At 54.6% G+C, this 7963-nt stretch carries 7 protein-coding genes; all 7 read left to right on the top strand.

What is annotated here, in order from left to right; genetic code table 11:
• Window positions 1-310 precede the first annotated feature (310 nt).
• The 7 genes from ACI38B_RS04825 (at window position 311) to ACI38B_RS04795 (ending at window position 7269) form a co-directional block, all read left to right on the top strand.
• A complete protein-coding gene (locus tag ACI38B_RS04825) occupies window positions 311-607 on the top strand; it encodes a hypothetical protein (protein WP_439729758.1) in 297 nt (98 codons plus the stop codon).
• 195 nt (window positions 608-802) lie between these two features.
• Entirely contained in the window at window positions 803-1810 is a 1008-nt protein-coding gene (locus ACI38B_RS04820; protein ID WP_439729757.1) for a hypothetical protein, read from the top strand.
• Window positions 1811-1866: 56 nt separating this feature from the next.
• Window positions 1867-2382 carry a hypothetical protein gene (locus tag ACI38B_RS04815; RefSeq protein WP_439729756.1) on the top strand — a complete coding sequence of 172 codons (516 nt, stop codon included), beginning with the start codon at window positions 1867-1869 and terminating at the stop codon, window positions 2380-2382.
• Between the two features lie 141 nt (window positions 2383-2523).
• Window positions 2524-3888, top strand: coding sequence for a hypothetical protein (locus tag ACI38B_RS04810; RefSeq protein ID WP_439729755.1), 1365 nt, complete (start codon window positions 2524-2526; stop codon window positions 3886-3888).
• 5 nt (window positions 3889-3893) lie between these two features.
• Complete coding sequence (locus ACI38B_RS04805) at window positions 3894-4844, top strand: hypothetical protein (protein ID WP_439729754.1); 951 nt, start codon at window positions 3894-3896, stop codon at window positions 4842-4844.
• Window positions 4845-4847: 3 nt separating this feature from the next.
• Entirely contained in the window at window positions 4848-5948 is a 1101-nt protein-coding gene (locus ACI38B_RS04800) for an ImmA/IrrE family metallo-endopeptidase (RefSeq protein ID WP_439729753.1), read from the top strand.
• A 1-nt stretch (window position 5949) separates the two neighbouring features.
• Complete coding sequence (locus tag ACI38B_RS04795) at window positions 5950-7269, top strand: 3'-5' exonuclease (RefSeq protein WP_439729752.1); 1320 nt, start codon at window positions 5950-5952, stop codon at window positions 7267-7269.
• The last annotated feature ends 694 nt before the right edge of the window (window positions 7270-7963 follow it).

Raw genomic sequence — 7963 nt, 5'->3', positions numbered from 1 at the left:
GAAAACAGTATGATATTGAAAAACATCATAAACAAAAACAAATGACGGAAATATTATTTGAATAATTAACGAAATATCGCTGTGTCGGTTAACGGTCCGATGTTTCGTCTATTTGATGGATACGACACGCCGAGAAAATGGCTGAATATCAGCGTTTCACATCATGAAGATTTCATCGCGGCGGTTCCTCAACGCTAATTGTCCCGTAGCTCAAGGTGTAAGCGTCGCGGGCAGAATCCAAACCCACTGCCTGCGGCTCTGCGATTACGACCACGAGTCGCCTGGAATGGGCGCAGAAAGGCAGATTATTATGACCGCTCAAGATAATCAGGAATTCGCGATTCGTCGTGTCAAGGACGGGTTCTTCCTGTATGACGACAACATGGACGGCGCCCGGCCGGAATGGGTGAGCATCGCGGACAATGCCGCGTGGTTCGGCACGGCCGAGGAAGCGATCGCGTTCGCCGAGCTCACCGGTTTCGCCGATGACGGTGAACTCGACAACGGCCTTGAGGTCGCCGACCGCCCGTGGGTGTGGGAGGAGGACATCGAACCCGACGAAGTCGACCTCGAACTCGACCGCGAAGAAGCCGAGGGACGGCTGTAACGGCAGCTGCCTCGGCTGCCATCACCCTCGTGTCGCATGGCGCGCGAAAAACGCCGACACGCCGAGGCTGAATCCCGATTCATCGGGGACGCATGTAGTGCATGCCGGGCCGGTCAATCGCCTGCCGAGATCGGTCCGGCATGCGTTCCCGCAAGGCGCGGCAATATCAGCTCATCGTACGTTGAAAGGATTGCAATGAACACGAAACATGTGAAGCCTGTACAGCAGAACCACTCCGGCAGCTTCGCCCTGCACGGCGAGAATCACGGAAATCTCGCGGTGAACCCCGATTCCATTGGTCGCGGATTCATCTGGGCGGGGGATACTGCTGACCCCAGGATACTTGACATCATCAACCAGCGTGTGCAGGCGATGGGCCCGTTGGCGGCGCGGTTCGAAGCGCATGGCCTGCGTCGTCTGCGTTGCAAGGAACGTGATCGGAATCGAATTCCGAAGGCGGCGCCACTGTACTATCACTATTTTTCCGATTCGGGAACCGATGCCCACCTCCAGCAGTGGCGGCTCAACCAGGTTGTGTTCCAGATGGATGCTCTTCATCGTATGTGCCCGGACAATGACGTGACTACTGCCGGCCTGTTCCTCCGCTATCTTCCAGAGGATGGCCGCTATGTTCTCGATCCGGCGCAACACAGCCAGTTCTTCTCGGTCATGCGCTGGCAGGACCTTGAGTCAGCCGATTTGTTGTGCGATGGGAAGGGTCGCGACCCGGACGTCGTACTGCTGGCGGAGCGGGTCAGTGGTCTCGTTCTGCCGTTGCCGCATGACTCGGTGGTGTCTTGGCTGTTCTACGGCAGCGGGAGCGGCATCGATTTCGAAGTGCATGACGGCAAAGCGTTGATGCGCAGGATGCGCCGCTATCCGATGTATTTTCTGCCGGACGATGACCCGGAAGGCGTCTTGGACGTGGGTCTCGTCAAGCAGGATATCGAGGACTGCATCAGCACGCTGGAGTCGTGGGAGAGCGGTGCTATCGACCCGTGCACGGTTCCCGAACATTTGATTCCGCGCACTCATTTCGAGCCTCGGAAGAACGCTGCATGCCGCATTCAGCTGCAGAAGCGACTGCGCAAAATTTCGGGGGAGCCGAATCTGCATCTGTTGTCCGGCACGGTGCGTTTGCCTGCGGAAACCAGTGAATTATCGTCGCCGGCAACGCCGAATGGGCGGGGAGCGGCACGGTGAATGTCATCAAAGAAATGCCTATCGCAAATATCGAGCACATCAAGGAGATGGAAGAAATGAAAGATGATACGGTTGTCAAGGGCATCGCGCAGATCGGATACGCTGTCTGTCCCGCGAATCGTGCGATTGCCACCAGTGCGCTGGAGAACGAAGGCATGCGTGAATTGCCGACGTGCCTGATGGTGGCGCAGTCGATCACTGCCAACGGCCTCGATGCTGATGCTTTGGTGACGACGAAATTGCAGTTCGCCCAGTTTGAAACGCAGTTCGATGACAGCGATATCGATCTGCCGCCGTTCGAATGGTATGAGGATCCTCACGGCGATGGTGAGAACTGCGATTACGAGTACGATGACTGCCCGAACAAGGTCGAATACTGGGTTTCGCCGGCTGCATCAGACGGTGACGGTGGGCTGAAGCCGCGCTACTACTGTCCGAAGCATTTCGCGCTCCAGTTGTATAGCATCATCGATGATATGCGATCCGACCAGTGGATTAGCGGCCAAGAGAATCAGGCCAAGCGTCGCGATGCGATACACAGCTACTTCATCAGGTGGGGCCACATCGGCTGAGCTGCTTGCCCACCGCCCAAGGCGACGGTGGGCAACATGCCGTTTGTGGTGGCTGTTGGGTAGTGAGAGAATACCTTCAGACGCGTTATGTCCGCTGCGGCTTCATCGGGTTGAAGCCGCGGAATATGAGGAGGGAACGATATGACGAGAAGCAAGGCATCGTCGCAAGAGCCAAAGCCCGCGGTGGATCCTGCGGCCTTTACTGGGTATTTCCAAGAGCTGTTCGATTCGAATGGTCGATACGCCGCCAGAACTGATGACAAGGATGAGCAGTTCACGTCGGTATATAACGAGGTTTGCGATTTTACTACTGGCAAGCGGGAAAATCCAGGAAAAAATACAGTCAAACTATTATCTAAAATTATAGAGAATGTCATGAAACGTAGTAAGAACGGATATGGCTTCCGTGCACTCCGCGATATAAGTGGCGATGATTCTGGGGCATGTTCTTGGCTGGCGTGTGAGTTCTGCTACATGTTGACCGTGTCGGGGGATCAGACGAGAATTCCGAATCCGGTGCTTTCCCGTCTCTTGCTTGAGTCCCATAGTTCTGAGGAGCTCTGCAAGAAACTGCGCGGTGAAATCCCGCGGTATCTTTCTGATCGTCAGTCGATGACGGAATACGGTCACATCGCCGACAGCGTGAAGACACGATTGACACGTGCCTCGGACACATTCGAGATGCGGGAGCAAATCTGGTATCTTATTCGGTTTCTCATGTCGCTTCAAGATCGGCAACGCCCGAAATCGAAGGACAATACTAGTCTGGTCGAGCTGGTGCGTATCGCTGAGAAGCTGAAGGATATCTGGGATCCGATGCAGCAACGGGGCGGAAAGAACCTGATAGATCGCATGGAAGAAGTGCAGCAGGACAGAAAAAATCGCGGCATCATCCCCGGTCCCTCAGGGGCGCCTGTGAGAGAGCGGTCAGGCAAGCAGTTGCGGTTGAGCGGCAACTCCAAGGGAGGCGGGAAAGCGCCAATTGACAGATGGATGGAAGCGCTGCTTGATCAACTCAATGGCGGATTGAGTCACTGGCGCTTTGCTGACATCATCGTTGCTTCTTGCGGCGAGAACCTGATTGCGGATGGCTCTGCTCAACATATTCAAAACGAATATGAAACCAGACAGTATTCAAGCAATGATAACCAGTATCAATTTAATGAGGATGGCGTATTCGAACAGATTCGCTACGACGAGGACGAAGATGCTGTTTTCGATATGATTTCCAACAACGAGGATGGTGCCAGAGAAATTGATGGCACAAGCGATTGCCTCAGGAGGATTTTGGAGAACAAGAGCATACAAGAAGTAGAGAAGCAAATCAGCGGGGCAGTTGATAATCCTGAATTCATCGATTGTTTGAGCGACATCGACAATATTCAGCAGACTGCTGAGAATCTTCGTGCGTGCTTGCAGCAACTTCGGGCGGAGAAATCCAAATATGCCGATTCTCGTCAACGCTCTCAGTATGCAGCACATCAGGCTTCACAGGGGAAGGATTAAGAGCCATGGCCAGTAATGTACAGTCAGCGACACCGGGCTACAATTATCGGAACGACAAGCTTGTGGCATTGCTTGACCCGGCAAATCAGATCGCCATGTATATGGAAGGTGTCAAGCCGGGGCAGTTGTGGCTTGCGGAACCTTATCGTGCCATGCAAGACACCGATGACGAGGAGCCCCGATATCTCGGTTCTTCGGAATTCGTGCTCATCACAGCCATCGATGAAGCAGACCCACGTCTCGTGCATGTGATCCCGATGAGCAATGATCCAAGCGTGCAGACCGAACATAGCGTAGTGGTCGCTGAATCCCCACTGGGTATGCCCATGGTCGCATGGAAGCGATTGGCGGCCGTCATACCGGTTCGTTTCCTGTCTCGTCCGCTCGGCTCCTTTGACAAGGAGACCGCAGGGCATCTATCGCAGGGAGAACCCGACGAGAAGCTTGGCATCGAGCGCGGGAAAAGACCGTTGTCTCAGATCGGGCGTGAGAACAGGGAATTCACGTTCCGCGCTGTCCGCTTCGTGGTCTGGCAAGCTGCATGTTCCAAGCTTCCTAAAGTTGAACAAGAGGATGAACAGCAAGAGGCGCTCGCCAAGCAACGGCGGGAAGCCTATGTGGAAGCCTTGCACACCGTACTCGGTATGCAATCGGCTGATCGGGCGAGAGTGATGCGTGGTGTCAAGAAGCTGACCGCCGCCCAGCAGAAGAAGATGACGAAAGCCGGATTCCCCGAACCCCCCGCGGACGCATTGCCTATTCAGTATCAGGTCATGGCGGAACAGCCCATGTGGCGTCCGCTTGTGGAGAAAGTCGATCGTCCAGAAGACGAAACTCGCGGAGCACTCGCTCGTGACGCGTTCAAGCTCGCCGCGCGCGCCATTGGCCCACAGGATTCTGCCATTCAGGCAAGATTCGAGCAGGCAGCAAAAGCTATGTTCTCACAGAGCGAGTGACCTATGGATGTACATGCTCCTGAAACCAGAAAACAGATAGACCGGCAGGTCAGTCTGATGCTTGAAATCGCGCGCAAGCGCGGTGAAGAAATCCGTCCAGTATGGAAATCTGCGGGCGGCAGTCCGTGGGATTCGATGCCATGGTATGAGCAGATTTGTCTCGGCTTGCATGGCAGCCTCTTGGAGGAGCTCAGGAGCATGTGGCGCGGCGCAAATCACAAGGTGAAATTCGAGACTGTGCCTGATGTGACACAGTGCGATTTGTGGAATAGCGGCCATGCGGTGCAAGACGATGAACGGAACACGCCCGGGGCATCCGCCTCGAGCGATCTGCTCGGTTTGTTCTGGTTGGCGCCGGATAACAGATACACAAGTCATATTGTCGCTCAGAATGATGGTTCGTCATACACGACCCGAATGAATTTCACCTTGTTGCACGAGCTCGGCCATTATTTGCAGGAGACCGAGAACGGGGAACTGACTGATACGGCGTACATCGAAGATATGCCGTTCGAAGAGGCTTGCTGCAACCGATTTGCATCCCTGTCCTTGCTGCCAGACGATTATCTTTCGCAGCAGCTCGCCGGTTGCACAGTGCCAGATGCTGCGATGATCAACAAGGTTTTCGAGGATGGTCGTGGATCCCATGGGAGAAAGGATGTACGCGTTTCACGGCCGGCAGTCATCAGGCGATTGATCGAGAAGATGCCCGAAGGGAGCAGCATCAGTCTGCTGAGCGTGCCAAGTGCGTCAAGCAGATCCGGCAAGAGGGACGGCATCAGTACGAATTCCAATACTCTTACGCAGCCGACGTTGCAGATGCGCGCGTGGACGAATGGAACCATAGATTATGGCGGCGATTTAACTGATATCGAGCTAGCTCTATGCAAAGAGACATGCAATGGTCTTGAAGGAGTTGGCGGAGCATACAAGTCATACACCGCAGGGCGGGGCGTGCTTCGCCGTTCGGAGATTCGACACACGCCATCCGGGATTCCCGTGCATGCAGCCAGTTTGGCTACCTCGTTCGCCGGATATCGCAGATACATGTTCGTTGTCATGGAAGCAGAGGCTTCAGCGCCTATGGACGGAGGGGAGAAGTAAGTTGGCTGAGCAGTATGATTCAGCGGTCGTAGGCATCGAGGATGTCATTGCTACAGGTGATGCGGGAATCCGCGAATATCTACGTCTCGCCGAAGGTGCTGCCGTTACGGCATCCCAATGGCGGGAATATATTGAACAATCCGGTAATCGGATGTTCGATGGCCTGGATGAGTGGATACTGCGTATGGTCCACGAGCCGCTACGCCTGAGTAAACGCGGTGAACCAATCAGTAATGCTGCCGTAGACAACCGAGCTGCGTACCTGTACGAGCAAACTTATCGGCGGGTCTACCTGCAATCCGAGTATCTGCGCGTCATGCGCAAAGCATGGCTGAATGATGAAGCAACTCATCACATCGAGAACGCAGACGCGATTCGCTTCCTCACGTGGCAGGTCCGTGACGCTCACGACGAACTTGACTATCTCGCCAAGGGCATTGACTATACGGACATTCAACGCATCAAACAGGCTGTAACCGGCAAGACAGTTCGCAGACGTACTGAGGAGAAGCCGGAGACAAGAACCCGGAAACCTCGCAAGTACTTCACTGATACCGATTTCAACTCCATCGAAGGAATATACCATGAAATCGGCCTATTGCAGGACCGTGATCCCAAGGCAGTGCAGAAGTGCGTCAATCATGCTCTCGTAGCGGGGGCATCGCTTGAGACCGCATTGCTTGAGCAGTATTCTGCGTTCCCTCCTGCCGGCGTGATGATAGGCATCGATTTGGAAACGACCGGAACCAGTTCCTCCGGCGACACCATCATCGATGCTGGATGGGAGCACTATGACATGGATACAGGTGAAGCCTCGGAAGCGCAGCGCCATGCTTACGGATTATCGCCTGAACGCGGTGAACTCGGACTGAAACCGGACATCACTGACCTTACTCAGATCCACTCCGATGATCTGAGGGGGCTCACGCCGTTCGAAGAAGATACCGAAGCACAACGTGTGATGATGGATGCGCTCCGCGGGCACATCGTGGTCGCACACAACGCAAAATTTGAAACGAACTTCCTGCTCAGCCAGTGTGATGGATTCGGAGAAGCGCTTCACGACGGGACTGTTCAAGTTCTTGACTCGCTCAGTGTGGCGCACCATTGCGACCCCGTCAGGGATCAAGGCTTTGCACTGGATGACTACGCGAGGAGGTACGGGGCGCTCGGCGACGACAGGACGACTGAGATTCCCGCTGCAGGAGGCGGCATGATCCACCTCGACCAAGGAACGCAAGAACGTCACTTGGGCCTAGAAGACACCCAAATCATGATGCGTGCGTTGAGACAACAGGTACTCGCGATTCAACACAGGTAACTCGATTGACTATGCAATGAACATCGAGCTCGGTTGAAAAACGTCACGATAGCGCCCGGTTGGAATACGCCACAGAACCTTCATGTTCGTGGTGGATTCCAACCGGGCTGTCGTATCGGGCACTTACGAGGGTAGTTGGTTAATGCATTCGCGCTTTGAGTTCAGGGAGCCGCTCCTCCCACGCTGGCCGAACGCGGCGCTTATCGAGGAACAGAGACGGCCAGTATTCGATGAGCAGCTCTCGGTTGATCAGTTCGCATTGCATGTCAACCCAGCCATGACTGACGATTTCAGTGTATGCGCGAATGACATCTCCCGTTTTCGTCATGTCGAACGGCGGACGTCGAGGCCCCCAGTAAACGGTGATGGGAAGTGTAAACACGGCATCGGGTTTGCCGTGTAGATCGTCGAGCGACGCTGGCATGGCAAGGGGAATGAACTGCCATGCGTGGTAGCGTTCCGGCGATGCTGGATCATCGTGGTTAGGATTCTTGTTTTCTTGTTGTTCCTGCGTGATGGTTACCCCCTGATTTCATTCCATTGTCATAGTTTCACGCTTGCACTGTGCGTTGTATCTGACGACTACCCCTATATGCCGAGTATAGACGCCATTGTGGCCATATGGAACGGCGTGTCGACAAAGGGCCGCCATGTACGTCCCGACTTGCAATGAACTTCATCATTTGCAAGATCG

This window comes from Bifidobacterium sp. (genome assembly GCF_051876855.1).
Lineage (GTDB): Bacteria > Actinomycetota > Actinomycetes > Actinomycetales > Bifidobacteriaceae > Bifidobacterium.
Note: the sequence above shows the minus strand (reverse complement) of the source record. Positions and strands in the feature narration are given on the sequence as shown.

Excerpts from the sequence above, each read along its gene's own strand:
- ACI38B_RS04825 (WP_439729758.1), top strand. The coding sequence starts at position 311 with ATGACCGCTCAAGATAATCAGGAATTCGCGATTCGTCGTGTCAAGGAC.
- ACI38B_RS04820 (WP_439729757.1), top strand. The coding sequence starts at position 803 with ATGAACACGAAACATGTGAAGCCTGTACAGCAGAACCACTCCGGCAGC.
- ACI38B_RS04815 (WP_439729756.1), top strand. The coding sequence starts at position 1,867 with ATGAAAGATGATACGGTTGTCAAGGGCATCGCGCAGATCGGATACGCT.
- ACI38B_RS04810 (WP_439729755.1), top strand. The coding sequence starts at position 2,524 with ATGACGAGAAGCAAGGCATCGTCGCAAGAGCCAAAGCCCGCGGTGGAT.
- ACI38B_RS04805 (WP_439729754.1), top strand. The coding sequence starts at position 3,894 with ATGGCCAGTAATGTACAGTCAGCGACACCGGGCTACAATTATCGGAAC.
- ACI38B_RS04800 (WP_439729753.1), top strand. The coding sequence starts at position 4,848 with ATGGATGTACATGCTCCTGAAACCAGAAAACAGATAGACCGGCAGGTC.